Genomic DNA, 23,781 nt, shown 5'->3' on the forward strand with positions numbered 1-23,781 from the left:
ACACACTGGGCGCGTTCAAGGGCCGATTCCCGCTTTCAGGAGAAGAACCACAGATGGCTGGCCGCATTCTCATCATTGATCCCGTCCCGACAAACCGGATGGTTCTGAAGGCCAAGCTCGCGCTGGCCCATTACGACGTCAGTCTTGCAGACAGTGTTCAGCAAGCCCGAAAGCTCGCCAGCACACATGTGTTCGAGGCCGTCTTGGCGTCCTCCGCTCTCGTCAATCACTCTGTGGATTGCATATTGGAATGGGTGCGTGGGCTTCGGGGCAATAGCGGGTCAGCAACCACCTTCATCTTCATGAAGGATCGACCCAACTCAACCTCAGCCCGCGACGTGTTGGACCAATGCCTAAGTGCGGGTGCCGATGACGTCCTAAATCGCCCGTTTTCAGAAGATGTCTTGCTCGCACGCATCAGAAACCTGATGAGAAGCCATGCGCTTAATCGAGAGTTAAACCTGCCACGCGGTCACCACAACGTGCAGTATGAAACGAAAACCACAAAGGCCTTGCCTCCCATAAACATTGCAATCGCGCATGTGAACTCCGACACACCTTCGCATCAAGCCGACCGATTGCTCGGATGCCTTGAAGAGGCCTTCCAAAGGAGCCCTCGTACACAAAGCATAAAAACAATTCCGCTCACCGTCCTCACCCAACCAGACTCGGCCCCGAGCGAGCCGGACGTGGTCTTGCTGGTGGCCGGACGCCGCGACGCGGAGCGGGCCTTGTCCATTACATCGCAACTGCGTTCCCGCGCACGCACGCAAGATTTGCGGGTGGTTTTGATCGCGGAAAACCTAGCGCACTTTCAAATTGCCCGCGCCTTTGATCTGGGCGCTCATGACGTCGTTCCGCTAAACATTCAGACCTCCGATCTGGTCGCGCGTCTTCGCAATCAGGGGGAAATCCATCACGTCATCCGCAGCAAAAAGCACAGTGTTCGCGAAAGCCTTTTGCAGGCCATCACCGACCCTTTGACCGGCTTATACAACCGCCGCTACGCAGCCAGCCGGTTGGTCGAATTACAGCGAGATTGCCTTGCAACAGGCAAGCACTTCGCGATCCTCGCTTTCGATGTGGACCACTTCAAAAACGTCAACGACCGATATGGGCACGCAATCGGCGATGCCGTCCTGACAAAACTAGCCGACACATTGCGCCAGAACTTGCGGGACGGGGATTTAATTTGCCGGACGGGGGGCGAGGAGTTCTTGGTCGCCTTGCCGCATACCGACCTCGCGCGCGCTACAACCACCGCAAACCGGTTGCGCAAAGCGGTGGGTGCGCTGGACATCACTGTTAAAAATCATGCAACCCCGTTGCGCGTCACAGTGAGCATCGGCCTGTCGCTGCAAGACGGAAAAATGCCAATTCCGGAGATGCTCGATCAAGCGGATCGGGCTTTATATCAAGCCAAGGCGCGTGGGCGGAATGTGGTCGCGATGGCCGCCGCCGCCTAAGCTGATCAAGAGGCAGTTTTATTCGCGATCTGGTTTGCCCCGACGCCCTCCGCGCTCCAATAGTTCTTCCAGCCGCTCGGCATACTCAGCCCGTTGCTCTGGCGACATGGCGGCGATTTGCTCCACCAATGCGTCTTGCATGGCATCCGAGCGTCCTTTGATCAGGCCCTGTTGGCGCAGCAACACGTCAGAAAACGCACCCTTATCAAACGGCGTCTGCTTCAGCAGGTCGGAGGCCTCGCGCACCATTTCTCCCAACTCGGCGCGAATTTCCTGGCCGCGCGTTGCGCGACCATCACGCAACCGCTGACCAATTGCACGCCGATCCGGTTTCTCTAGCGCACGGCCATAGATTCCAATCGCGGCAGTGTCACCACCGCGTTTGTCAAAACTGCTTCGGTCGCGATTCCCCCCGTGCAGAACTGCGCCAACGATTACCCCTACAACCAATACGTTGATCGCAAGAGAAATCGCCAACGCCACTTTTACGCGTTTAGGGGTGCGTGTTTTAGCATCGTCCATCCCCATCACCCTTTCTCAATCCAATACAAATCACCCAGCAGCGCATGGCTCATGACGCCTTCTGCTTCTACCATAACCTCGGTATCCGCAGCGCCCCAAGTCGTTGCAAATTCAGGGTTTACGAAGCCCAAATAGATGCCGGTACAGGCCGACGCCACCAGTCCGCCCATCGCAGGCAAGCCGCCGACATCGTCAAAAAGCTGCCGCCACCAAGGCACAGAAGCCTCGCGCGGCATTTCGTTGGGCCGGCCAAAATCTGCCTGCGTTGCGTTCGCGTCGTCCGATATGCGCGCCAGCAAACCGGACGACGGGACAGGCGCCTCGTCACGTGCTTGTGCGAAGAAACTCTCCAGCTCCGAATCCACGTCCGGGTTGATGTTCTGTCTATCGGTCATGACGACAACTCTTCCTTTTTAGAGGCCAGCAGTTTTGCCAACGTCCGTTTCCCGCGCGCCGTCAAACTTTCGACGGCTTCCACGCTAATATCCATTATCTGCGCTATCTCGGGGTTTGCTTGCCCCTCGATATGCCTCAAAATCACGGCCTGTCTTTGCCGCTCTGGCAGTTGAGCGAACGCGGCATCCAGTGCTGCCATCCTGTCTTCTTGGATCAAACGGGCTTCCACCGAGGGTGAGGGATCCATCGGCTCGGCCAAATCATCCAGACCCACATTGATCCGCTGGCGCTTTCGCAACCGGTCGATGCACAGGTTGTTTACGACACGATAAAGCCACGTCGCCGGTTTTGCCTCGCCGGGCCGCCAGTCGGGGGCGATACGCCAAAGCCGCAGCATCGCTTCCTGCACCACATCCTCGGCCTCTGCCAGATCACCCAACATGCGTTTCGCAAAACTCAGCGCTTGAGGGGACAGGCGCAGGGTCAAGGCCTCCGCTGCCGCACCATCGCCATTGGCGAACAGCACGATCAACGCGTCATCGTCGAGTTGATCCGATTGATCCAGAGCCATACCCATCCCGCGTATCAATATCCCATTCAGGGCAGCGGGGCGACCACCTAAGGCCGCCCCTCTTAACTCAGTTCTTGTGGTTGCGACCACCGCGACGTTTCTTGGCCATCTCGTCGTATTCCGCTTTGGAGATGGCGCCGTCCCCGTCTTTGTCCATCCGCGAGAACCCTTTGCCTTTGCGCTCGCTACCAACATTGGCCAGCTCGTCTTGGCTCAAGACTCCGTTGCCGTCAGCGTCCATACGCTCCATCATTTTGTCCAAGCGACGCGTCATCCGGTCTTCCTTGCCGGATTTCATTTGTGCCTCAAGCTCCGCACGCGACAATGAGCCATCCCCATCCGTGTCAGCAGTTGTGAACTTTGCAGCACGATGTGCCTGCATTTCCGCCTCGGTCACGCTGCCGTCTCCGTTTGCATCCAGCTCTTCGAAGGTGACCCGTGGTCCGTGACCACCTTTGGCTTGCGCCATCATAGGGCTCATCGCCAATGCAAGGCCAAGCCCGGCCATCACAAGTTTCGTTTTCAGGTTTCCTGCCAATATTGCCATTTTATAGCTCCGTTAATGGTTCACTCGTCGACCTGTCTTGATCGCCGATATGCACCTTTAACGGGCACAGACGCCCACTCCGTCGCGGCTTGGTAAAAAAATTATATTTTCTCCAGCCGAGACATCCTGTCACCCTGCAATTGCCTACGTCCCCCATTAAGGTGATCGTCTGCGACGAAGGTATCATTAAATGGCGAGAGATATTTTGACTGAAGAACTCGAACGTGAACTCAAACCGGCCCTTTTGCGCGGGTGGCGTCGTCGTTGCCCATCTTGCGGGCAGGGTCCGTTGTTTTCAAGTTATCTGAAGGTGCGTGACGAGTGCGCCGTCTGCCACGAGCATATGAGCCACCATCGCGCCGATGACGGCCCAGCCTACTTGACCATCCTGATCGTGGGGCACCTGATGGCGCCGTTGCTGCTTTGGACTTTTTTCGAATTCGAGCCCGATCCGTTGGTGGTGGCAACCATTTTCACAATCGGGTGCGTCGCCCTATCGCTTTACCTTTTGCCGCGACTAAAAGGGGCAATTGTCGCGCTGCAATGGGCAAAACGCATGCACGGGTTTGGTGGGCGAACCGCCTAACTCAGCCGAGCGTTTGCAGTTGAAGCCGGACAGCACTCAGGTCACAGTACCCGCATGACAGATACACCGATCAGAGACGCGGCCAGTGTCGTTCTTTTGCGTGACGCCGATACCGCGCCAAAAGTGCTTATGGGACAGCGCGGCCAAAACGCCGCCTTCATGCCCAACAAATTTGTATTTCCGGGGGGTGCTGTCGATCCTGAAGACGCCACCGCCGTCTTGCCCGGCATACCATCCGAAATGTGTCTATCACGGCTGGGCAATGTCGGCCCTGCCTTGCTTGCCGCTGCCTTGCGCGAAACTTGGGAAGAAACCGGCCTAACCTTGAGCAAATGCGAAGGTCTACACTACTTCTTCCGTGCCATCACTCCGCCAGGCCGCCCACGTCGCTTTGATGCCCGATTTTTCCTCGCGGATGCGAACATCATGACCGACGCCGACCTAGACGATTTTTCGAAAGCCAGTGACGAGTTGCGCCATCTGCACTGGGTCCCGCTTCCCGAAGCACGGGCGCTGAACTTGCCGTTCATCACCGAAGTTGTGCTGGCAGAAGTCGAAGCGCTCGCCAAAACCAAGGCACCGCCCGCAAGTGTTCCCTTCTTCGACAACAGCACCGGCAGCTCCCGTTTCTTAAGGATTCAGTAGTGCGAACAGCACTGGTGTTCTCTATCTAGAAACAGTTTCATAATCCTGCCCTATTTTGTCGCTAGCGCACGGAGGATATGAATTTGGTCGACAGCATACCAACCCACCCCGCAGCGTTATCGGGGAAAGCCCCGCGCGCCCTGCGTGACCGGATGCTGTTCTGGGGGCTGATCGCATTGTTCATCTTCGGATTGTTCGGCCTTATCAGCGCGACGGGTTGGCAGGAAACATGGGACGAGCTGCGCAAATTGTCAGCTTGGCAGGTTGGCGTGCTTCTGGCCTTGTCGATGATCAACTACCTGTTGCGCGGATTGCGCTGGCACATCTTGGCGCGTCGTCTGGGCATTAGCCTCCCGCTTCGCTACTCGCTTTTGCACTTCATTGGTGGCTTTGCGATGACCATCACCCCCGCGCGGGTGGGTGAATTTGTGCGTCTGCGATGGCTCACGCGCATGACGGGATGGAGCATTGAACGTGTAACTCCCCTCCCCCTAGCCGATCGTGCATTTGACATGGCGACGATGGGATTGGTTCTAGGCGCCGCACTACTTATTTCCGGCCAAGGCAACATCAGCGCGGGTATCGTCGCGATCACCGCCATCGCTTCGGCGATTGTGGTGACGCGTCCAAAGCTGCTGATCAAGCTGGTGGAAGCCCTTTTCGGCGCAATTGGTCGCTGGCCGCGCCCGTTTGCAAGATTGCGCCAAGCAGCCCGCTCTATGGGACTGTTCAGCGCGGCTCGGACAACCGGCCCTGCCTTCCTCCTCAGTGTCGTTGGATGGATGGCCGAAGGCTATGCCCTATACCTGCTACTTCAATGGATGGGGGCCGAGGTCAGCATCGCAACCGCGACCTTTATCTTCGTATTTGCCACATTGGCAGGTGGCCTGACAGGTGCGCCGGGTGGACTGGGTGGTGCCGAGGCCACAATGATGGTTCTATTGGCAATGAACGGAACCCCACTTCATGTCGCCCTCGCCGCAACCACCGTTATCCGCATCACCACTCTCTGGTTTGCGATCGCCATTGGCGCGCTCGTCTTTCCGTTCTCCGAAGCCCTTTCACACAAGTCGAAAAAAGTATGATCTGGAACACTCTCACTTATACCGGCTGGGGTCGGGTTCGTAGCGCGACCGCACAAGTCGCGCGCCCCGAACGCACCTCCTCACTTGCAGCACTGCAAGCAGAGACCGCTGCACCCGCAATTGGCATGTGCCGGTCCTACGGGGACTCCTGCCTGAATGATGGCGGCCATGCCGTGGATATGACCCGCATGGATAGGTTGCTCGGATTTGATCCGGACACCGGAATCCTAGAGGTCGAAGCAGGTGCGCGTATCGGCGACATCGCGCGCCGTTTTGCCCCTGACGGCTGGCTACCCAGCGTTATGCCCGGAACCGGCTTTGCCACGGTTGGCGGCTGCATCGCCCATGATGTGCACGGAAAGAACCACCACGGCGCGGGATCTTTTGGCCAGCATGTGGTCGAGATCAGCCTGATGAATGGTGGCAAACTGCAAAAGGTAAGCCCGTCAAAGGGCGTGAAGCTGTTCCGCGCCACCATTGGCGGCATGGGCCAAACCGGCGTTATCGTTTCAGCCAAGCTTCAGCTGCTTCCATGCAAGGGCGACATCATGACAGTCACCGAGCGCAGGATCGAAAATCTTGAACACTTTCTAGAGGCTTTGGACGCCTCAAAATCCACCTACACCGTCGGCTGGATCGATGCGACGGCACAGGGCGAAGCGCTTGGGCGCGGGATTTTGGAAGAAGCCGAGACCGGTTATGGTTTGGTACCGGATGCAAAACCGTCGCGCGCTGTCCCGTTCAATGCCCCCCGCTGGGCCTTGGCCACTCCAGTGGTGCGCTTTTTTAATGCAGCCTATTTTCGCCGTGTGCCGGAACGCGGCAGGACCAGCGTAAAGCCGATCACCGAGTTTTTCTTTCCGCTCGACAAACTTCTTGAGTGGAACCGCCTCTACGGCAAACGCGGCTTTCACCAGTTCCAATGCGTGGTCCCTGTGTCAGAGGCTGCCGTGTTGCGGTTGATGCTGGACAAGATCGGCTCTGCCGGTCTCGCCTCCCCCTTGGCTGTACTCAAACGCATGGGGTCGGGCCGCGCGGGGCTCATGTCCTTCCCGATGGAAGGCTATACTCTCGCAATCGACTTCCCTAACCGCGCAGGCGCCGAAGCCCTGATCGCCGAGTTGGAAGAAATCACGGAAAAAGCGGGCGGGCGGGTCTATATGGCCAAAGACGCCACCCTAGATCCGTCCCATCTGACGAAAATGTACCCAGACGTTACCAAATTCGCCAAACTTGTAAGCAGCATTGATCCGGACGGGCAGTACGAGACCGATCAAACCCGCCGCCTCAACATTCGGAGCCACGCATGACCGAAACTTGGATCATTCTCGGGGCAACGTCCTCAATGGCCCGCGCATTTGCGCGCGCTGTCTCCAAAAACGGCGATCAGGTCATTTTGGCGGGCCGTGACATACCCGATCTGGAAGCCAGTGCGTCCGACTGCGCGTTGCAAGGCGCCCCGATTGCCGAGGCCATACAGTTCGACGCAAGGGAAGCAGCCACTTTCGCGCCAATCATCGAACGCGCATCCGAACTGGAAGGTATGATTAACGTCGCGGTCTTCGTCGGCTCGATGCCGTCTCAGGACCAAATCGACACCGACCCGTCGCTGATTGCGGGCACCGTGACTGACAATTACGCAGGACCTGCAACCTTTCTTCAGCTTGTCGCGTCTACCATGGAGGAACGTGGTGGCGGAACCGTCGTGGGTGTAGGCTCGGTGGCGGGCGACAGGGGCCGGATCGGCAACTATGTATATGGCTCCGCCAAAGCAGGGTTTCACACCTATCTCAGCGGGCTGCGCAATCGCCTGACGCGATCTGGCGGGCATGTTGTCACCGTAAAACCGGGATTCGTGGACACTGCAATGACTTGGGGGATCGAGGGGATGTTCCTTGTCGCAACTCCGGACAAGATCGCAGCTGACATTCTCAAAGCCGTCGAAAAACGCAAAGACGTGATTTACACGCCGGGGTTCTGGCGGCTGATCATGGGGATCATCACGGCCATTCCTGAACGCGTGTTCAAAAAACTCAGCGTTTAGAATCCAAACGCCTTTTGAGACAGCCCTGCCGCGTAGAACATCAGTGTCAGGGTGAACAGGGTCATGGAGAGACGAGCAGGCCTAAGTAGGCTGCTTTGCGGCTGGTCGCTATATCAAGAGTAATCGCCGCAATCATTCCGATCTGGAAAAGAAGAGCCCAGCTCGCAATCCGCCGTTTGCACTTGGTCGAGGGCCTCCAATCTGTGCCCTCCAAAACCAAGGAAATTCCGAAGCCAACAATCAAATTGCATTCTTGACCCCGTGCTACACCAAATCAATCAACTCAATTGTTTGCGGGCGTCAAGAATTCACGCGTCGCGCTTTGGCAGTTAAACAGTTGGCAACGACCTTCAGCGCTTGGGTCGGCGTACGCTCCATTGCTAACCAGAAGGTTTCAAACAAGATATCAGCGCGAAAAAAGGTGCCGTCGACACCAAGATCAGGGGTATGTCGATTTTGGACTAGCCATTCGTGCGGAAAACGCAGCCATCGGACACCAGTTCTGGCGGCGACAAACACATGCCCTTCGCAACTTTCCATGCGGCCAGCACTTTGGGAACATAGTTACGGGTCTCGGAATAGGGCGGCACGCCCCCATGCTTCTTCACTGCATTTTCGCCCGCGTTATATCCGGCAAGGGCCAGAATAGGGTCGCCGTTGAATTCCTTCATCAGCCATTCCAGATAGGCGACGCCGCCTTTGATGTTCTGCACTGGATCGGTGCTGTCCGTCACACCAAAGCGGGCGGCAGTGTCGGGGATCAACTGCATTAGGCCTTGCGCACCCTTGTTGCTTTCGGCGGCGGCGCGACCACCCGACTCGATCGAGATGAGGGCCAAGACGAAAGCCGGCGATATCTTCTTGTTTAATGTCTCGAGCAGAATTGTCGTTCCGTGTTGCGACGCGATGGACTGCATGGTCTCTAGCCGTGGCGCTTTGACCGCCTGCCCTTTCGGTGCTTTCCCAAGACTGGCGACTGCATTCGAGAACCGGCCCGGACCAGATGCATCTATTGACGGGGATACCGCTTGCCAAAACCAGTCCAGCTGCGACGGAGCTGGCACAGATGCTCCGGCTTTGGCCGTCGCTGTGGTTTTGGTTTCTACACTCTTGGGTTCGATCTGAACCGTTATGAGTTTCTTGGTGCCGCTTTTCGGCGGTGCAATCTTCTTAAAGGTAAAGTTCCCGCCAAATGCAGGTTTGAGCTCTGCCGCCTTGGCAGAGAAGCCGATGCTCATACACATCAGGACGAATATTGCGCGTTTCTGAATCGACATGAGCCTGCCCGACTTGTCGTTGGTGTTATTCTTTTTCAGGACTCTTCCAGAAAACGGGCATCAATTCCACCACAACTAAGAAACAATCAAGAACCTGTGCCAGCATTGACGCAACCACCGCGACAGATTCCATGCCCGAAATATTAATTTCTTGTTAATTATTATTATAAAACAACGAGATGTAAGATTTTAGGAAGATTTATTACCCTGCTCCGAAAAGGAACCATTCGCGCCCAATTCTCGCCCCGATTGAGGGGGATACATGCTGCATACCAAGACGGCGACACGGTCTAGAACAGAGGCTGGCCGGGTCGAACAAGCGTCAGGGTTAACTTGGAAACTAAACAAACTTACATCCTTGGAGGGATACACTATGACACTGAACGCAATGATCAAAAATTTCGCAGCTGACGAATCTGGCGCAGTAACTGTTGACTGGGTTGTTCTGACCGCTGCCATCGTTGGCTTGGGCATCGCAGTTATGGCTTCTGTTTCCGACGGTCTGGAAGACCTGTCCGGCGACATCGAAAACCAGCTGACGACTCAAGGCATCTCGACCACTTTCTAAGTTGGTCGTCGCCTAGAGCGACTTCGAGATTGGGCCGCGTTCTTCGGAACGCGGCTTTTTCGCGTTTTGCAGCCACAGCCCTTGCGCAATCACCAATCAACAATGACCCAAATCTGGTCCAACTCTCGCCCTATTCTTTTCGGATAAATTTTTCATCTTACAACAACAATCCAAAGAAGGTCGGCAACCTTGCGGGATACCACTATCCCAATCTGACGCAGAGAACCAAGCCAGACCTAAGATCAATGAGGGGTAGATTATGACACTGAACAAACTGACCAAAAAATTCGCTTCGGACGAGTCTGGCGTCATTACCACCGATACGATGGTGATGATCGCTGCAGGCGGCCTTTTGAGCGTCGCGGTTATGGTCTTTGCCAGCGCCGGCGTCGAGCAGCTCGACAAAGACAAAGCCTATCAGCTGAAGGCTCAGGAGAAGGTCACCACTTTTTAGACGTGGCGGCACAGTATTGACCACGCCAGTGAGGGGCGCGTTCTTGGAAGCGCGGCCTTTTTTAACGGCCGAAAGCACTCACAACCTTTCGTCGCCGACTTCGAAAACGGAAACGATCAGTTTCTAACTCAGACCGCAAATATGGCGAGATTGCCTTATTCCTTCTAAATTTTGCCTAAATTCGTTGCGATAATTGGCATGTTGCAATCAAGGCCCCAGGCCAGTTCCGTCGGAGAGTAAAATGACGTATCTAGTATCCCGATTTTTGACAGACGACTCTGGCGCTGTAACCGTAGATTGGGTCATTCTGTCTGCGGGCGTCATTGGATTGGCACTGGCTTCAATGGGTGTCGTCATCGATGGCACTGAAGACCTGACGGGCGATGTAGACACGACCCTCAGCAGCCAGTTAATCAGCACCTCGTTTTGATCAAACGGCCCGCGTGACGCCGCGGTAAATCCACGCCAGCTCCTACATTTTGCCGCATTTGCCGTGCATGACTGCGGTCACACGAGTGAGCCTGACCGGCAAATCGGCAGGTGTTACAATATTTAAAGGGGCTAAAAATGCGATTGGTATTCGGGTTAGTACTGGTAGTCGGCGTCGCCTTGGCGGGCTTCGCTGCATACATGGCGAAAAACAGGTTCGACCAATATCAGGCCAAAGTGGCCGCTCAGGAGAAATTGCTGAAAAGCAATGTTCCCTTGGAAGCTGTCTTTACGGTAAAGCGGCAGATTGCTTATGGCGAAACGCTCACCAAAGACGACGTGCAGATCATCGCTTGGCCAAACAACGCCATTCCTGAAGGCGCATTTCAAAAAGGCGAGGACTTGTTCCCTGCCACTGGCGCCCTTCGCACTGTTCTTCGCGTAATGGAAAAAGACGAAGCCGTTATGGCATCGAAAGTGACAGAGCCGGGCGAAGACGCCGGTGTGTCCTCGCGCCTGTCAAAAGGTATGCGCGCTTTCGCGTTGCGTGTTGACGTATCATCCGGCGTATCAGGCTTTCTGCGCCCCGGTGACCATGTCGACGTATACTGGACCGGTAATAGCCAAGGTCGCGAAGTTACAAAACTGATCGATACGCGTTTGCAGTTGCTTGCCGTAGACCAGATTGCCGATGGCGACCGCTCTGCCCCGACAATTGCACGGACTGTAACCGTGGCCGCGTCGCCAGCAGAAGTCGGAGCATTGGCACAAGCCCAGTCGTCTGGCCGCCTGTCTCTATCCCTTGTTGGTGCCGGTGATGACACCGAGGTCGCAGCAGTTGAAATCGATCAAAACCAGCTTCTGGGTATTCTTGAAGAAAAGGCCATCGAAGCCAAAGCCGCGAAGGTTTGCACAATCAAGACCCGCAAAGGTGCTGACGTCGTAGAAATCCCGATCCCCTGCGCTGAATGATCTGGAACCAATTTACAAACGACTTCACGGCACCCTATATTGGGTGCCGTTTCCGTGTGACCTACTAGAATTTGCGTTGTGTTGCGACAGGCCCACATAAAAGACGCGCGGTAAACACCTGATTCTTGCAATAAATTTTAAATTCGCGCATGGTTCTCGTGAAAATGGGCAAAAGACCCGTTCCACTTAAGTGATCAGAGAGGCAGATCACAATGAAATTGAAGCAGTTTTTCTGCGTTGGCCTGTTTGGCCTCGCGCTAACGTCATTCGTACCAGAGACAGGGTTCGCACAGAATCTGAAGGTGACCAACCAGTCGACGGCACGCAAACTCAATGTTGCAATCAACAGCGCCGTGGTCGTCGAAAGCGACGTCCCCTTCGCTGAATTGTCCGTGGCCAACCCTGCCATCGCGGACATCGCGACCTTGTCGGACCGCACGATATATGTGCTGGGCAAATCTCCGGGTCGCACAACTCTGACACTTCTTGGACCGGATGGTCGCTTGATCACCAACGTGTCTGTGCGCGTATCGCCAGATCTGTCGGAATTCAAAGAGCGCCTTCGCGAAATCCTCCCAGGTGAGAAGATCGAAGTTCGCACCGCGAATGACGGACTCGTTCTGTCCGGCACTGTTTCTAGCATCGCAAAGCTCGACCGCGCGTTGGATCTCGCCGAGCGTTATGCGCCGGACGCCGTGTCCAACCTGATGAGCGTCGGTGGCACCCAACAGGTGATGCTGAAAGTTCGGTTTGCTGAAATGCGCCGCTCCGTCTCTAAAGATTTGTCCGCAAGCCTTGGTTTCCAAACCGCAGGCGGGACGTTCGGGGCAAACGGCTTCACCAACACGCTTCAAGCTGGCAACAACCCGACAACAACCTTCCCCGCCGGTGGCGGTGCTGGTAACGCGGTTTCAACCCGCGAACGTAACGGTGTGTTCTCCTTCGGGTTCGGCAGCGGCAGTCTTCGCGCTCTCGTTGTACTCGAAGCCCTTGAAACCAAAGGCCTTGTGCGCACTCTTGCCGAGCCGAACCTGACCGCCCTCTCTGGTCAGGAAGCGACATTCCTTGCAGGTGGTGAATATCCGATCCCAGTTGTCGACGATGGAACGGTTAGCATCAGCTACAAACCTTTCGGTGTTGAGTTGAAGTTCACGCCAACCGTGTTGGACGAAGACATCATTAACCTCAAACTTGATACCGCCGTTTCGGGCATCGACTCTACTGTCGTTGTTCAGAACGAAGGTTTTGCGGTTAACGCCTTCTCCAAACGCGCATCTTCGACTGTAGTGGAAATGCGTGATGGCGAAAGCTTCGCAATCGCGGGTCTTCTTGAAGACGACTTCACCGATCTGGCTGGCCAGGTTCCGTGGCTCGGGGATATCCCAATTCTGGGTGCATTGTTCCGCAGTGCGAACTTCGAGCGCCGTCAGTCAGAGTTGGTTGTCATTGTCACCGCACATCTTGTGTCGCCGACCCGTGGCAACGCCCTTGTTCTGTCAACCGACCGCATCCGCCCACCGACCGAGCGTGAATTCTTCCTGAACGGGAAAGTCGCACGCGAAGTTCGGACACGCCGCACATCGACCGGCGAAGTGGCCCGCCAGGACTTTTCTGGCTCCTACGGCTATGTTTTGGAGTAATACCAGATGCTTAAAACCTCTTCTTCAATCGCCCTGATCGCCGCACTTACGGTCAGCCTCTCCGCATGTTCCAACTCTCGCAATGTTTTTGAGCGGGAAGCAGGCGGTGACCTTGATGAGGGCGGCTTCGGCAACCCCACCATGACCAACACCTTGATCAGCAACGGGACGATTTCCGTTGCCGAGACTCTCGGCCGCCGTTTTGCGACGGATGTGAACACTCAGGTGAACTTCGAGTTCAATTCGGCACAACTTGACGCGAATGCGCGCGCCGCCCTGCTCGAACAAGCGAACTGGATCCGCCAATTCCCGGAAGTCCGCTTCCGCGTCTATGGCCACACCGATCTCGTCGGCTCGAACGCCGCCAACAAGGCCCTCGGGCTACGCCGCGCAAATGCTGCTGTAAACTTCCTGACATCTCAGGGCATCAGCCGCTCTCGCCTCGAGGCCGTCGCTTCGTTCGGCGAAACGAAACCCGTGATCCTGACTGAGAGCCCAGAACGTCGCAATCGTCGTACTGTAACTGAAGTTACAGGCTTCGTGAGCAACCATCCGATGCTGCTAAATGGCAAGTACGGAATTATCGTTCAACGCGAGTATGTTCAGACCGCAAAGAGCCCAGAAACGCTCGCACGGGAAAGAATAGTGCAATAACGGAAATAATACCTCAGTTTTTCGCTAATTTAGCCCCATTCTCGCCCCTTTTCCTAAGCATTCCTTGTCATGAGATAAGCCACAATCCGCCCTAAGACGGCATGTTGGTTTAAATACCGCAAACAGTTGGCGGGGGCGCTAACCCTTATGAAAGGGTGCCCTCGTTAACACGAACCCGGCCGTGTTTTTTGGCCAAATGGGATTTGAGGCATGACGAGCAGTGTAGCTTTACAAACCGAACCGGCGCCAATTTCAGCCTGTACCGTCGCTCGCGACGTTCAAAACTTCGATCTTCTGATCGAAGATATGGAAACAGAGCTGGGTGAAGCATGGGGTGATCTGAGTTTCGAGGACGCAAACGCGTACTTGTCTCAGCCCGATGCCACGGATTTGCAGTTTATCGCCGTCGCGGTCGACAATTCCGACGAAGACAACCTGACACTTGTGGGCGACGTAATAGGTCGCGCCAAGGAAGTCGGTGTTAAAGTCATCCTGATTGCAGAAGATGTGTCGCCAATTGCGCTGCACCAACTGTTGAAGCTGGGCGCGGACGACTTTGTCCCCTACCCGCTTCCAGAAGGCGCACTGCACGACTCCATCGAACGCATTAACAAACCAGCTGAAGTCGCCGAGGCGCCTCAAATGCCCGCCACTGTCGAGACCGCGCCAGTGGTAACCGGCAAAGAGGGCACCAATGAAGGCGTCGTTCTTCCAGTCCACGGCCTTGCCGGCGGTGCCGGTGCGTCCACCTTTGCGGTGAACCTGGCTTGGGAGCTGGCGACCGTCGACAAAAAATCCGAAGTAAGCGTGTGCTTGCTCGATCTGGATTTCCAGTTCGGCTCAAGCTCTACCTATCTTGATCTACCGCGCCGCGACGCTGTGCTAGAGATGCTGACTGATATCGACGGCATGGACGACGCGGTATTTCGCTCGACGCTTCTGACTTTCAACGACAAACTTCAGGTCCTCACGGCTCCTGCCGACATGATCCCTTTGGACATGGTCGGGCCGGAAGAAATCGAAAAGCTGGTCGAAACAGCACGTCGCAACTTCGATTATGTCATCATCGACATGCCATCGACGCTCGTTCAATGGACCGAAACAGTTCTGGGCATGTCTGATGTCTATTTCGGGATGCTGGAACTTGATTTGCGTTCTGCGCAAAACACTCTGCGTATGGTGCGCGCCCTCAAATCCGAGGACCTACCCTACGAGAAAATTCGTTACGTGCTGAACCGTGCGCCGAAATTCACCGATTTGTCCGGCAAAAGCCGAGCGAAACGGATGGCAGAAAGCCTTGATATTTCCATTGAGCTGCACATGCCCGATGGCGGCAAACAAGTTGCACAAAGCTGCGACCACGGTCTGCCGCTTGTCGACACCGCGGCCAAGAACCCTTTGCGCAAGGAGATCGCCAAGCTGGCGCAATCTCTGCACGAAACAAATATGGCGGAAGCCACAGGATAACGGAAGGTTACCACCATGTTTTCGCGCTACAAAAAACCAGGTGCCGATCCAAAGGCACAAGCAAACGCAGCACCGCAAGCAGCAGCGCCGAAAATCAGCGCCGCAAAATCCATGCGCAAGGCCGAGGGCAAGCCTCCAGTCGCGCCTGCCGAGGTGATTGCGCAAGACAAAGAACTCAAGCGCCGCCAGCGTCTGGAGGAGGTCCGCTCAGATCTTCACCACCGCCTGCTCGACAACTTGAACCTCGCCGCGTTGGAAAACGCACCAGAGGCTGACCTCAAAGCCGAAATCATTGCGATTTGCGCCGAGGGCCTTGAAGAGCAATCCATCATCCTCACCAAGGACGAGCGGCAGACCCTACACGCGGAACTTTTTGACGAAGTCACGGGCCTTGGCCCGCTGGAACCGCTTCTGAAAGACGACACCGTCAACGATATTCTGGTCAACGGCCCGAACCGCGTGTTCATCGAACGCGACGGTAAGCTGACGCTGACCAACACCCGTTTCAAAGACGAAAAGCACTTGCTTAGGATCATCGACAAGATCGTGTCCGCTGTGGGTCGTCGTGTCGATGAATCCAACCCGTACGTGGATGCGCGCTTGAAAGATGGCTCGCGTTTCAACGCCATGGTTCCACCGATTGCAGTGGACGGCTCGCTCGTTTCCATTCGTAAGTTCAAGAAAGAAAAGCTGGCGATCGACGATCTCGTCAAGTTTGGCGCGTTTTCGGAAGAAATGGCCGCCTATTTGCAAGCCGCCGTCGCGTGCCGTCTGAACGTCATTGTGTCGGGTGGTACGGGTTCCGGTAAAACGACCACGCTCAACGCATTGTCATCCTTTATCGACAATTCCGAACGCATCCTGACGATCGAGGATACGGCGGAACTTCAACTCCAGCAGGTCCATGTCGGCCGGATGGAAAGCCGCCCTGCCAACGTTGAAGGCAAAGGTGCGGTGTCCCAGCGCGACTGTCTCAAAAACGCCCTTCGGATGCGCCCTGACCGCATCATCGTGGGTGAGACGCGTGGCGAAGAAGTTATCGACATGCTGCAAGCTATGAACACCGGCCACGACGGCTCGATGACCACGATTCACGCCAACTCGGCGCGTGACGGGGTGTCCCGTCTTGAAAACATGATTGCGATGGCCGGTATCGAGATGCCGATCAAAGCTGTGCGCGCGCAAATTTCCTCGGCTGTGAACCTGATCGTGCAGGCGTCGCGTCTGCAAGACGGCTCGCGTCGCATGGTCTCGATCACCGAGATCACCGGCATGGAAGGTGACGTTATCTCCATGCAGGAAGTGTTCCGGTACCAGCGTTTGGGCCTTCAGCCCGACGGCAAGATTATCGGCCAGTTCACGCCAACAGGTGTGCGCTCGCACTATTCCGACCGGTTCAAGCAGTGGGGCTACGACCTGCCCGCTTCGATATACGAACCGATCGCAGCGGAGTAACCAGTTATGGAAATCAGTTTTGAGCCAATCCTTTACGGCATAATCTTCGTTGCCGTTCTGATGTTGATCGAAGGCGTCTACCTCGTGGTATTCGGCAAATCGATCAGCCTCAACAGCAAGGTGAACCGCCGCCTGGACATGATCCAGAAGGGTGGATCGCGCGAAAAGGTTCTGGAGCAACTCCGCAAGGAGATGAACCAGCACATGAATTCGGGCGGTATCCCGCTTTATTCCATGCTGGCCGACAAAGCCCTACGCGCCAACATCGCGTTTACGCCGACCGCGCTCATCGCGATGATGTTTGCGCTTGCGGCCGTTATCTTTGCTGTTCTCAGCCAAATGACAGAAGCCGCCGCCCCCGTGCGCGGCCTCATTGCGCTCGCGATGGGGATCGGTGCCGTCTATGTCTGGGTGAATAACAAATGCAAAAAGCGCCTTGCACTGATGGAAGAGCAATTGCCGGATGCCATCGAGTTGATGGTGCGGTCTCTTCGTGTGGGTCACCCGTTTGCCTCGGCGATCAACATCGTCGCCAAAGAGGTCGCGGATCCGCTTGGCACCGAATTTGGCGTGATCGCAGATGAATCCGCCTATGGTCGTGACGTGTCCGAAAGCCTCAAGCACCTGGCCGAGCGTATGGACATGCAAGATTTGCGATTCCTCGCCGTGGCCGTGACCATTCAACAAACCTCCGGTGGTAACCTTGCCGAGATTTTGCACGGGCTTTCGCAGGTGATCCGTGCTCGCTTCAAACTGTTCCGCCGCGTGAAAGCCATCACGGCAGAGGCCAAATGGTCCGGCATGTTCCTATCCGCCTTCCCGCTTCTGGCGCTCGTCGGGATCAACATCATGGAGCCGGACTACTACACCGAAGTCAAAGAAACCGAATTCTTCATTCCCGCGTGTATCGTTGTGGGTGTGTTCCTTGTGGTGAACATGGTTTTCATGCGCATCATGGTCAACATCAAGGTGTAATGAGATGCAGTTCATTGAAAATATCAACGCCTTGCTCGTCGACAACTTCGGGGAATTGGGCCCGCTGATCGCAGTTGGCTTGCTGGGACTCATCATGGTTCTGGTCACTTTGCCAACCATGCTGAAGAAGCAAAAGGACCCGCTCGATCGCATCCGCGAAGAGGCGCAGCGCGCCAATAGTCGCTCGAAAAGCGGCGAAGGCTCGCTCCGGAATGCGAACGGTACCGACAAGCTCGACAAGTTCGCCAACTTCCTGGAACCGCAGGATGATGAAGAACTTGCGGGCATGAAGCTCAAGCTGCTTCAAGCGGGCTACAAACAAAAAACAGCGGTGCGCACATTCCACTTCGCGCAGTTCGCGCTTGGCTTGTTGTTTCTGACCCTTGGCCTGCTCTATGTTCTGATCCTCGGGGGCGACGACATGTCGACCCGTGATCTGATCCTGGCGATCGTGATCCCGGGTGGTGCAGGCTACTACCTGCCCAAGTACTGGATCGAACGCCGCCGTCAGGAACGGCAGGACGAAATCGAAAGCGGCTTCCCCGACAGCCTCGACCTGATGCTTGTTTGCGTCGAAGCCGGTCAAGCGCTGGACCAGTCAATCATCCGCGTAGCCTCCGAAATTCGCGCCGGTTATCCGGCATTGGCGGATGAATTCCAAATGGTCGCCAACGAGATGAAAGCTGGTAAGGACCGGATCACCGTGCTGCGCGATATGGCCGAACGTGCCGGTGTGCCTGACGTATCCAGCTTTGTAACGGTGCTGATCCAATCGACCAGCTTCGGTACGTCCATCGCAGATGCCTTGCGCGTCTATGCGTCCGAGATGCGTGACAAACGCGTTATGCGCGCCGAAGAGAAGGCAAACGTGTTGCCGACCAAACTCACCCTCGGCACGATGTTGTTCTGTTTGCCACCTCTTTTGATTATTTTGATCGGCCCGTCGATCTATGACATCTATAAGAACCTAAACGGTGGTGGCGGATAATCATGCGACTTTGGGTGGGTGCGATAGCAGTTGGACTTAGCCTCGCTGGATGCGAGGAAAAGGCCCCTTCGCTTGGCGAGGGGGCTAATCCGTTTCCGCCCACCGGAGACGTCGCCCGCCTTCAAGGCGTCGACGGGCTAAGCGTCGGTCACCAGCTTATGGCTGCCGGTCAGTTCGAACTGGCCCTCAAAGCCTACCTTCGCGCCGCAGGGGAACAGGGAACCACTGTCGATGTGCTCAGCGCGCTCGGCTCGGCCAACTTGAGGCTTGGCCGGCTTGGCCAGTCGGAAAAGCAGCTGCGCCGCGCCATCAAAATTGACCAAACCTTTGTTCCTGCTTGGAATAATCTTGGTGTCGTGCTGATGGAAACCGGCCGCGCCGGAGAGGCCAGCCGTGTTTTCAAGACTGCCTTCGCCCTCGATAGTGGCAAATCTGACGAAATCAGGGAAAACCTGCGCCGCGCGCTCGCCAAGATTGAAAATCCTGCATATAGTCCAGAAAAAGACGACAGAGCCTTTGACTTGGTGAGACGCGGTAACGGCCGCTACCTGATTTTACAGGCGCCCTGAACAAAAAGGCCATTGAGAGCAGAGTAGAGGACGCCCCATGCGCCATATGAAGACAGGAATGCTGTGTCTTATCAGCGTTGTAGCCCTAACCGCTTGTGATAAAGGTGGCAAAGGCGAGTACAGCAAAACCCTCAAAAACGTCAATGTTATCGATGAGAGCAATCTCAACGACATCATGCTTACGGTCGCTGACCCCAATGAGGCGGTGACCTATTTCCAGAAGGCTAGTCGTGACGATCCCGACCGTCTTGACCTGCAACGCGGCCTCGGCCAATCGCTGCTGCGCGCCAAACGCGCGACGGAAGCCGGTGTTGTCTGGGCAAAAGTCATAAAGCACCCCGACGCGAACAACGACGATCAAGTCTTTTACGCCAATGCTTTGGTCCGCCAGGGCGAGTGGAAGAAAGCCGAAAAAGCGCTTGATGCAGTTCCGCCGACATATGAAACCTTCGAGCGGTACCGCCTCGAAGCAATCATCGCGGACACCAACAAAGAGTGGAAAAAAGCCGATAGTTTCTACCAAACGGCTGTTGGCCTGACCACCACACCCGGATCAGTGCTCAACAACTGGGGTTTCTCGAAACTGACCCGCGGTGACTATGACGAAGCCGAGCGTCTGTTCGGCGAAGCCATCACCTATGATCCAAGCCTGTTTACCGCGAAAAACAACCTCGTGCTCGCGCGTGGAGCCCGCAAGAACTACACGCTTCCGATCATCCAGATCACACAGGTCGAACGCGCGCAGTTGCTGCACACCATGGCCCTGACGGCCATCAAGCAAGGCGACACGCAGACCGGCAAAACCCTGCTGGAAGAAGCAATCGAGACCCATCCGCAGCACTTCGAGGCAGCGATCCGCTCCTTGCGCACGCTCGAAAGCTAAATCTATGGCGACCTTCGCGTTATGGTCCCTGCCCTTGGCGACCCTCATTTGCATGTGGGTCGCCTGGAGCGACCTCGCCCGCATGAAAATTCCCAACAAGGCCGTGCTCGCATTGCTCGCGGTCTTTGTGGTGGTTGGTCTTCTAACCCTGCCGCTAGAGGTATATCTGTGGCGCTACGCCCATTTTGCAATCATTCTGGCCATCGGCTTCTTGATGACCATCACCGGATTGGTCGGTGCGGGTGATGCTAAGTTCGCCGCCGCGATGGCCCCGTTTGTCGCTGTCATTGACGGCACCTTTGTGGCCGCCATCTTCGCGGTCACGACGATTGTTGCATTCATCTTGCACCGCTTGGCGCGTATTTCACCGCTGCGCAAGCTTGCCCCGAACTGGGAAAGCTGGGAGCGTACACGCGACTTCCCGATGGGCCTTCCGCTCGCCGTAACCCTCATCGTCTATCTGGCGCGCACAGCCTTTCTTTAGGGGCGCGCGAACAAGATATAGAGCTCGGTCCGCCGGACCTCTTCAAGCTTCTCACCCCGCGCCTCCACGTCCTTCAGGATCGACCTGTAGGCATGTGGCGTGGTCGGGCAGGTCGGGATCAGCAGGTAATCCGCATTCTCAAACCCCGTCAGGCGTCCGTAATACCAAGGGGCGGCGCCAAGCGTGGGCTCCAGATCGCCAAACATCCACAGGTTGCCAAAGGTGTCCGCGACAAACACGGATTTCCCGTGAGACAACCCAGCCTGATCCAGATCCCGTGCCATCGCATGCGAGGCCCCGATCAACCCCAACTCTTGCGCGCAGGAGGGCAAAACCTCGCCTTGAAACTCTGCTGGAGGCAGATGCGCCGCAAGCTCGTTCATGTAGGCAAATTCCTCGCTTTCGAACAGCATGGGCTTACGCATCAGGATGCGGTTGACCCGTTCAGCTTTGGTAAAGAAATCGCCATAGCGCGCCCCATTGGGAGTGCCTTCGAACAATGCGCTGTAGGTATCCTGCTTCGCCACAAAATGTCGCGCAGTGCTTGTTGCCATGTTGAAGAAGGAGGGCGCTATCAAAGTGCAGGCCACAACAGCCAAGGCGATGACCTGCGGGGTTCGGGACACCGCCAAAATCATCACCGCCAGAAGCGCCAGCCATTTCGGGTCATTGCCATAATTCTGGTAGGTGACGTAAATCATCCCTGGTCCAAGAAGCATCAGAACCAACCCCAAACGCGGATCAACGCCGCGCCGCAAGACCACAACGGACAAGACCAGTACCGCATTCCCCAATGCGTATTGCGGGGCCGTCAGCAGCGTGCCCAGATCTACTCCTGCACGCGGGCGTATGTCTGTGCCTGCAACCAACGCGAGATCACCCAGATAGGCTGGCCACATCGCCGGACCTGCCAAGGCCGTCAGCACACCGGCAAACAAGGCCACCACAACCAGTGCCGCCCCTATCACCCGCCACTGGCCCCGAATCGCCAGCGCTACAGCTACCCCGGGGGCGAAGGCCACGCCGTAGGTTATTTTCCCAAGGACAAAGAAGCTGAACGCGACCCCCAAAATGACCCCGTCAAACCATTGATTTTCCGCCTGCTTCGGTTCCAGAACCGCGACGAGAATCGCAACAAAAGCGAACGCCCATGCCCAGCGGTTGTAGTGCATCGACAAGGACAGCGACGCCCCGGCCTCGCCATGAATCATGGCCAAAACAAGAACCATCACCAATGCACCGACACCATAGGCCATTCCGCGGGACAAACGGCTGTAAGCTAGCCACCAGACCATTGGCACAAACATCAACGCAACGGTGATCTGCGCCAGCAAAATCGCGGTTCCGATGCCGAAGCCCATCCAGACGAAAGCCACAATCGGCAAGAAACCAAGGACCCCCAAGGGCGTGACAAAGTCCAGATGCGGCCATTGGCCTTCGGCCATCCGCAGCACAATTTCGATTAAATGAAGTGTGTCGCCCTCGTGGCGGTCGACGTAAAGACCACCTTTTGCCAAGGATAGACCGCCCATCAGCGCGACCAATCCTAGCAGATAAACAAGAAAAAGCCTTGCTCCGGCCTTATCCATACCCTCGTCCATGCCCATCATCCCCATGCCCCGCCCTGTTTGGCGGTGTTCATTATGTATAAAGGCTAGCGCAGCTGGCCTGCTTTTTGAAGTGAGATCGGTTTATGTTGTCCGGATACAGTTCAACCGGTAAACTAGGTGGAAGGATGCCGAAAAATCGGCACGCGAGGCAGAGCACATGAATATGCACACAACCACGGGCGTACAGGCCCCGGCCCCTCCTAAGTCGTTGAAAGACACGGGGCTAAGCGTCGTTATGATGCGCGATATCCTGTTAAAAACAATCTTCCGCAAGAACCTTGAGCACGTCTCGGACATGGCCGTTGCCATTTGTCTGTCCCTGCCGCTGACCCAACAACTTGTTGAGATCGCGCGGGAGCAAAAGCTGATTGAAGCACAAGGTACATTGCACGCGGGCTCCGGCTCCGAGATGGCGTTCCAGCTGTCTGACGCGGGCAAATCACGCGCGCTCGACGCTCTGTCCCAATCCGAATATTACGGCGCCCTGCCTGTTCCTTTGGCCATGTACAAAGAGCAGGTAAAAAAGCAGTCCGTGCGCAACATCCAGATCACCCGTGAAAAGCTGCTGGGTAATATGGGTCACCTGATCCTGCCCGACAACCTGCTGAACGATCTTGGACCGGCGGTGAGTTCCGGCCGCTCCATTCTGCTTTATGGCCCTCCCGGCAACGGTAAATCAGCGATTTCCAACGGCATCCGCGACGCACTTGGCGACATGATATATATCCCGCAATGCATTGAATATGCAGGACAAGTTGTAACACTATACGATCCGATCGTGCATACACCGATCGAAGATGTCGAGACGCAAACCACCTCGCTGCGCCGGACCGACAACCGCTACGACAAGCGCTACCTGATGTGCGAACGCCCCACGGTTATGACCGGTGGTGAGCTGATGCTGAACATGCTCGACCTGAACTACAACGCCACCTCGCGCACCTACCAAGCCTCGCTTCAGTTGAAGTCGACCGGCGGCGTGTTCATCGTGGATGACCTTGGCCGTCAGGAAGAGCCGCCACAGGCGCTGATCAACCGCTGGATTGTTCCAATGGAAGCCGAATACGATATTCTGGCCCTGCAATCGGGCGAGAAGTTCGAGGTCCCATTTGACACACTGGTTATCTTCTCGACCAACTTCCACCCCAACGAGATGTTCGATGGCGCGGCCCTGCGTCGTATTTTCTTCAAGATCAAAATTGACGGCCCGACACAGGAAGAATTCCTGAAAGTGTTCGCCATGGTTGCGAAGAAAAAGAAAATCCCGTTGAACGAAGAGGCGTTGATCCACCTGTTGAAGGTCCGCTATCCCACCATCGACAACGTCTACGCCAACTACCATGCGAACTTCCTGATCGACCAGATGATCGCCGTATGTGAATACGAGGGCATCCCAAATCAAATGACGCCCGAGCTGATCGACCGCGCATGGGCGAACATGTATGTGAAAGACGAAGAGATTAAACACTGACCAAAACCATTGGTCGGGCTATA

The 23,781-nt window shown here is 56.0% G+C and carries 26 protein-coding genes; 20 read left to right on the forward strand and 6 right to left on the reverse strand.

Features of this window, described 5'->3' with window-relative positions; all coding sequences use genetic code 11:
• The first annotated feature begins 53 nt into the window (after positions 1–53).
• Positions 54–1,466 carry a diguanylate cyclase gene (locus tag BDE40_RS09360; protein WP_134014308.1) on the forward strand — a complete coding sequence of 471 codons (1,413 nt, stop codon included), beginning with the start codon at positions 54–56 and terminating at the stop codon, positions 1,464–1,466.
• 18 nt (positions 1,467–1,484) lie between these two features.
• On the opposite strand, the gene BDE40_RS09365 is transcribed toward BDE40_RS09360, so the two are convergent.
• From BDE40_RS09365 to BDE40_RS09380, 4 genes are all read right to left on the reverse strand, one after another.
• The gene (locus tag BDE40_RS09365; protein WP_162848067.1) at positions 1,485–1,988 is read right to left on the reverse strand and encodes a periplasmic heavy metal sensor; all 504 of its coding nucleotides are present in this window, start codon (positions 1,986–1,988) and stop codon (positions 1,485–1,487) included.
• A 5-nt stretch (positions 1,989–1,993) separates the two neighbouring features.
• Positions 1,994–2,383 (reverse strand): hypothetical protein, encoded by a 390-nt coding sequence (locus BDE40_RS09370; protein ID WP_134014310.1) that lies wholly within the window; start codon positions 2,381–2,383, stop codon positions 1,994–1,996.
• Positions 2,380–2,961, reverse strand: a complete 582-nt coding sequence (locus BDE40_RS09375; RefSeq protein ID WP_134014311.1) for an RNA polymerase sigma factor — start codon at positions 2,959–2,961, stop codon at positions 2,380–2,382. Before BDE40_RS09375 ends, BDE40_RS09370 begins: the two co-directional genes overlap by 4 nt.
• A 61-nt stretch (positions 2,962–3,022) precedes the next feature.
• Positions 3,023–3,502 (reverse strand): EF-hand domain-containing protein, encoded by a 480-nt coding sequence (locus tag BDE40_RS09380; protein ID WP_134014312.1) that lies wholly within the window; start codon positions 3,500–3,502, stop codon positions 3,023–3,025.
• A 190-nt stretch (positions 3,503–3,692) separates the two neighbouring features.
• Between BDE40_RS09380 and BDE40_RS09385 the strand changes: the two genes are divergently transcribed.
• The 5 genes from BDE40_RS09385 to BDE40_RS09405 all read left to right on the forward strand — a co-directional run bounded on the left by BDE40_RS09385 (position 3,693) and on the right by BDE40_RS09405 (position 7,862).
• Complete coding sequence (locus BDE40_RS09385; protein ID WP_134014313.1) at positions 3,693–4,088, forward strand: DUF983 domain-containing protein; 396 nt, start codon at positions 3,693–3,695, stop codon at positions 4,086–4,088.
• Positions 4,089–4,142: 54 nt separating this feature from the next.
• On the forward strand, positions 4,143–4,733 hold the full coding sequence (locus tag BDE40_RS09390) for an NUDIX hydrolase (RefSeq protein ID WP_134014314.1): 591 nt from the start codon (positions 4,143–4,145) through the stop codon (positions 4,731–4,733).
• Positions 4,734–4,810: 77 nt separating this feature from the next.
• Complete coding sequence (locus BDE40_RS09395) at positions 4,811–5,818, forward strand: lysylphosphatidylglycerol synthase transmembrane domain-containing protein (RefSeq protein ID WP_134014315.1); 1,008 nt, start codon at positions 4,811–4,813, stop codon at positions 5,816–5,818.
• Positions 5,815–7,128 (forward strand): FAD-binding protein, encoded by a 1,314-nt coding sequence (locus BDE40_RS09400; RefSeq protein WP_134014316.1) that lies wholly within the window; start codon positions 5,815–5,817, stop codon positions 7,126–7,128. Before BDE40_RS09395 ends, BDE40_RS09400 begins: the two co-directional genes overlap by 4 nt.
• Positions 7,125–7,862 (forward strand): SDR family NAD(P)-dependent oxidoreductase, encoded by a 738-nt coding sequence (locus BDE40_RS09405; RefSeq protein ID WP_134014317.1) that lies wholly within the window; start codon positions 7,125–7,127, stop codon positions 7,860–7,862. The genes BDE40_RS09400 and BDE40_RS09405 overlap by 4 nt, the downstream gene beginning before the upstream one ends.
• Before the next feature lie 461 nt (positions 7,863–8,323).
• Here the strand turns inward: BDE40_RS09405 and BDE40_RS09410 are convergent, their stop codons facing one another.
• Entirely contained in the window at positions 8,324–9,139 is an 816-nt protein-coding gene (locus BDE40_RS09410; protein ID WP_134014318.1) for a lytic transglycosylase domain-containing protein, read from the reverse strand.
• A gap of 373 nt (positions 9,140–9,512) precedes the next feature.
• On the opposite strand from BDE40_RS09410, the gene BDE40_RS09415 reads away from it, so the two are divergent.
• The 13 genes from BDE40_RS09415 to BDE40_RS09475 all read left to right on the forward strand — a co-directional run bounded on the left by BDE40_RS09415 (position 9,513) and on the right by BDE40_RS09475 (position 20,677).
• Positions 9,513–9,707, forward strand: coding sequence for a Flp family type IVb pilin (locus tag BDE40_RS09415; protein WP_073142742.1), 195 nt, complete (start codon positions 9,513–9,515; stop codon positions 9,705–9,707).
• A gap of 259 nt (positions 9,708–9,966) precedes the next feature.
• On the forward strand, positions 9,967–10,161 hold the full coding sequence (locus tag BDE40_RS09420) for a hypothetical protein (protein WP_134014319.1): 195 nt from the start codon (positions 9,967–9,969) through the stop codon (positions 10,159–10,161).
• 241 nt (positions 10,162–10,402) lie between these two features.
• A complete protein-coding gene (locus BDE40_RS09425; protein ID WP_134014320.1) occupies positions 10,403–10,591 on the forward strand; it encodes a pilus assembly protein in 189 nt (62 codons plus the stop codon).
• A gap of 137 nt (positions 10,592–10,728) precedes the next feature.
• Positions 10,729–11,562, forward strand: coding sequence for a Flp pilus assembly protein CpaB (gene cpaB / locus BDE40_RS09430; RefSeq protein WP_134014321.1), 834 nt, complete (start codon positions 10,729–10,731; stop codon positions 11,560–11,562).
• Between the two features lie 212 nt (positions 11,563–11,774).
• Positions 11,775–13,202: a type II and III secretion system protein family protein gene (locus BDE40_RS09435; RefSeq protein WP_073142734.1), complete on the forward strand. Its 1,428-nt coding sequence runs from the start codon at positions 11,775–11,777 to the stop codon at positions 13,200–13,202.
• Between the two features lie 6 nt (positions 13,203–13,208).
• A complete protein-coding gene (locus BDE40_RS09440; RefSeq protein ID WP_134014322.1) occupies positions 13,209–13,856 on the forward strand; it encodes an OmpA family protein in 648 nt (215 codons plus the stop codon).
• Between the two features lie 210 nt (positions 13,857–14,066).
• The gene (locus BDE40_RS09445) at positions 14,067–15,323 is read left to right on the forward strand and encodes a CpaE/TadZ family protein (protein ID WP_134014323.1); all 1,257 of its coding nucleotides are present in this window, start codon (positions 14,067–14,069) and stop codon (positions 15,321–15,323) included.
• A 15-nt stretch (positions 15,324–15,338) separates the two neighbouring features.
• Entirely contained in the window at positions 15,339–16,778 is a 1,440-nt protein-coding gene (locus BDE40_RS09450; protein WP_134014324.1) for a TadA family conjugal transfer-associated ATPase, read from the forward strand.
• A gap of 6 nt (positions 16,779–16,784) precedes the next feature.
• Complete coding sequence (locus BDE40_RS09455; RefSeq protein ID WP_073142725.1) at positions 16,785–17,753, forward strand: type II secretion system F family protein; 969 nt, start codon at positions 16,785–16,787, stop codon at positions 17,751–17,753.
• A gap of 4 nt (positions 17,754–17,757) precedes the next feature.
• The gene (locus BDE40_RS09460; RefSeq protein WP_134014325.1) at positions 17,758–18,741 is read left to right on the forward strand and encodes a type II secretion system F family protein; all 984 of its coding nucleotides are present in this window, start codon (positions 17,758–17,760) and stop codon (positions 18,739–18,741) included.
• Between the two features lie 2 nt (positions 18,742–18,743).
• A complete protein-coding gene (locus BDE40_RS09465; protein WP_134014326.1) occupies positions 18,744–19,310 on the forward strand; it encodes a tetratricopeptide repeat protein in 567 nt (188 codons plus the stop codon).
• Positions 19,311–19,347: 37 nt separating this feature from the next.
• Entirely contained in the window at positions 19,348–20,193 is an 846-nt protein-coding gene (locus tag BDE40_RS09470; protein WP_134014327.1) for a tetratricopeptide repeat protein, read from the forward strand.
• Positions 20,194–20,245: 52 nt separating this feature from the next.
• Positions 20,246–20,677: a prepilin peptidase gene (locus tag BDE40_RS09475; protein ID WP_342775019.1), complete on the forward strand. Its 432-nt coding sequence runs from the start codon at positions 20,246–20,248 to the stop codon at positions 20,675–20,677.
• Here the strand turns inward: BDE40_RS09475 and BDE40_RS09480 are convergent.
• The gene (locus tag BDE40_RS09480) at positions 20,674–22,278 is read right to left on the reverse strand and encodes a hypothetical protein (protein WP_134014329.1); all 1,605 of its coding nucleotides are present in this window, start codon (positions 22,276–22,278) and stop codon (positions 20,674–20,676) included. The genes BDE40_RS09475 and BDE40_RS09480 overlap by 4 nt on opposite strands.
• Before the next feature lie 166 nt (positions 22,279–22,444).
• Here BDE40_RS09480 and BDE40_RS09485 point away from each other — a divergent pair, with 166 nt between their 5' ends.
• Positions 22,445–23,758: an ATPase gene (locus BDE40_RS09485; protein WP_134014330.1), complete on the forward strand. Its 1,314-nt coding sequence runs from the start codon at positions 22,445–22,447 to the stop codon at positions 23,756–23,758.
• The last annotated feature ends 23 nt before the right edge of the window (positions 23,759–23,781 follow it).

The organism is Litoreibacter halocynthiae, from assembly GCF_004365635.1.
Classification (GTDB): domain Bacteria; phylum Pseudomonadota; class Alphaproteobacteria; order Rhodobacterales; family Rhodobacteraceae; genus Litoreibacter; species Litoreibacter halocynthiae.